1 protein-coding gene is annotated in these 351 nt (G+C 64.1%); it reads right to left on the bottom strand.

Annotated elements, in window-relative coordinates:
- On the bottom strand, nt 1-351 hold a 351-nt coding region (locus N825_RS35820; protein ID WP_037462552.1), incomplete at both ends, for a transposase.

Raw genomic sequence — 351 nt, 5'->3', positions numbered from 1 at the left:
GGATGGCGCTTGTCCAGAGCGGTGTACACCCCGGTTCTGTCGTAGCCGCCGTCACCTACGAAAACCTTGACCGGCTCGGCGATCCGGTCAAGCAGGGGCTCGACCTGCGATGCGTCATCGACGTCGTGGCTGGTCAGGATGGAAGCAACGATCCGATTGGTCAAGGCGTCGAAGCCGATGTGCAACTTGCGCCACGAGCGTCGTTTGCTGGTACCGTGCTTTTCGACCAGCCACTCGCCCGGGCCGCTCAGCTTCAGACCGGAACTGTCCACCAGCAGGTGGATCGGCCCGCCAGTCGCGTGGGGTTGCGCCGGCAGTTCCAGACTCTTGGCCCGCCGGCTGAGAGTGGAA

Origin of the sequence: Skermanella stibiiresistens SB22, from assembly GCF_000576635.1 — a bacterium.
Lineage (GTDB): Bacteria > Pseudomonadota > Alphaproteobacteria > Azospirillales > Azospirillaceae > Skermanella > Skermanella stibiiresistens.
The sequence above is the reverse complement of the archived record's forward strand: the minus strand, read 5'-3'. Positions and strand labels throughout refer to the sequence as shown.